2 protein-coding genes are annotated in these 2,366 nt (G+C 71.9%); both read left to right on the plus strand.

Features of this window, described 5'->3' with window-relative positions; genetic code table 11:
- Positions 1–381, plus strand: a 381-nt coding sequence (locus Q7W29_03685) for a 23S rRNA (pseudouridine(1915)-N(3))-methyltransferase RlmH (GenBank protein ID MDO9170913.1), incomplete at its 5' end; no start/stop codon positions are given.
- Positions 382–507: 126 nt separating this feature from the next.
- Positions 508–2,366 (plus strand): hypothetical protein (locus Q7W29_03690; GenBank protein ID MDO9170914.1); only part of this gene is annotated, 1,859 nt, incomplete at its 3' end.

Here is a 2,366-nt window from a genome sequence, read left to right on the forward strand (position 1 = left end):
GCGAACGAATTCGCGCAGCGGATCCGCCCCTGGTCGGATCTCGAGATCGTCGAGCTGAAGGACCAGGGCCCCGAGCGGGAGGGCGCGGCCATGCTGGCCCGCCTCGGGCCAGCTTCGGGACACGGCCTGACCGTCGCCCTGGACGAGCGCGGCGACGCCATGTCCTCGCGCGATCTGGCCGCCCTGCTCGGCGCGCACGGCTCGCTCACCTTCCTGATCGGCGGGCCCGACGGCCTGTCGCCGGCGGCCCGCGGACGCGCCGACCGGCTGCTATCCCTGTCTCCGCTGACCTTCACCCACGAGACCGCCCGCTTCCTGCTGCTCGAGCAGATCTACCGCGGCCTGGCCATCCTGCGCGGCCATCCCTACCACCGCGACTGACGGCAACCCGTTGATAATCGTTGCTCTCCGCGGTGCTTCACGCTATGGATCGGCGTGGAAACCGGTCCCCGCCGGACCGCGCACAACACGGAACGACACCGGCCTCGCGTTGCTCAAGGAGGAGTCATGCGCCGTTTCGCCACGGTGTCCCTCGTGTTCGCCGTCGCCTTCTGCACGTTCCACGCCGCCACGCCGGCCCTGGCCGGCACCACCCCATGGCGCTGGACCCAGGACTTCTCCAGCCTCCTGGGCCGCGACGCCGCCAACACGACCGCCGACTGGGACACCGCCGCCGGTCGGCTGGAGCTGCCGCGCCTCGAACTCGCGACGGTCGGCGCCCTCGACACCCCCGGCAGCGCCACCGCGGTCGCGCAGGTGGATCGGCTCGCCTTCGTCGCGGATTCCGCCGCGGGGCTCCACATCGTGGAACTGTCCAATCCCGCGTGGCCGTCCCTGGTCGGGACGTTCGACTCGCCCGGCACCGCGATGGACGTCGCGCTGCACCCGCCGTACGCGCTGCTCGCCGACGGCGCCACCGGCTATCAGGCCGTGTTCGTGGGCGACCCCGCCGATCCGGTCGGGGCCGGCACGATCTCCGCCGGCGGCTTCACGTACTCGATCGACGTGCAGGGCGACGTGGCGGTCCTGGCGGTCGGGACCCTCGGCGTGCAGTTCCTGGACGTGACCGATCCGGAGAACCCCGTCGAGCTTTCCCTGTTCAACACGCCCGGCACCGCCTACAACGCCGTGTTCGCCGGCCGCTGGGTCTTCGTCGCCGACGGACCCGCCGGCCTGCGCGTGATCGACGCCGCCGATCCCTCCGCCCCGGTCCTGGTCGGCCTCTACGACACGCCGGGCACCTGCTACGACGTCCTGGCGTCAGGCGGGCGGGTGTACCTCGCCGATTACGGCTACGGCGTGCACGTGCTGGACGCGAGCGCGCCCACGGCGCCGTCGCTGCTCGGCTCTTTCGACACCCCCGGCCAGGCGCGCGGCCTCGCACTCGACGGCCGCTTCCTGCACGTGGCCGACTCCGGCGCCGGCGTGCTGGTCCTGGACGTCTCCGACCCCGCGTCCATCCAACAGGTACAGGCCGCCGACACGCCGGGGCTGGCCAGCGGCGTGTGCGTCATGTCGGAGCACACCCTGGTCGCCGACGCCACGGCCGGCCTGAAGGTGATGCGCCACCGCAGCTTCGACGTCGCACCGGCCGTGACGACGAACATCGGCTCGCAGTTCATCAACCTCAACGACCTCCTGACCGATGGGCTGATCGCCTACCTGCCCACCTACCAGGGCATCAACGTCTACGACCTGCAGGATCCGGCGGCGCCGCTCCAGATCGGCTTCACGGCGGTCGGCGGTCTCGCCCTCGACCGCCAGGGCACGCTGCTGGTCGCCGCCGCCGCCGAGGAGTTCTCGACCATCGACGTGGCCGATCCAGCGGCGCCGGTCCTGCTCGGAACGACCGTCCTGGAGGGTTGGAGCGAGGACGTCGCCGTCTCCGGCCGCTACGCCTACGTCTCCGCCGGCAACGCCGGCATGATGGTCGTCGACCTGGTGGACCCGGCGGCGCCGGTCGTGGTCGCGACCTTCGCGATTCCCGGCAGCTCGCACGCGATCGCCGTGGTGGGCGACCGCGCCTACGTCGCCGCGCAGACCGGCGGCCTGGTCGTCGTGGACGTCGCCGACCCGCTGCACCCGGCCGGCCTGGGGTCGTTCCCCGGCGGCGGCAATGTCATCGACGTGGCCGTGTCCGGGTACACCGCCTGCATCGCCGAGCCCTACAACAACATCGTGCACGTGCTGAACGTGAGCGATCCCGCGGCGATCATCCAGGACGCCACGCTGATCATGACGATGCCGCGCCAGGTCGTGCTCCACGACCGCCTGCTGGCGGTCTCCGCGCAGGACGGCCTGTGGCTCTGCGACCTGTCGATCCCCGGCGACGCCACCCTGCTGCCCATGGACGGGGCCAGGGCCAT

This window comes from bacterium (assembly GCA_030654305.1).
Classification (GTDB): Bacteria; Krumholzibacteriota; Krumholzibacteriia; order LZORAL124-64-63; family LZORAL124-64-63; genus PNOJ01.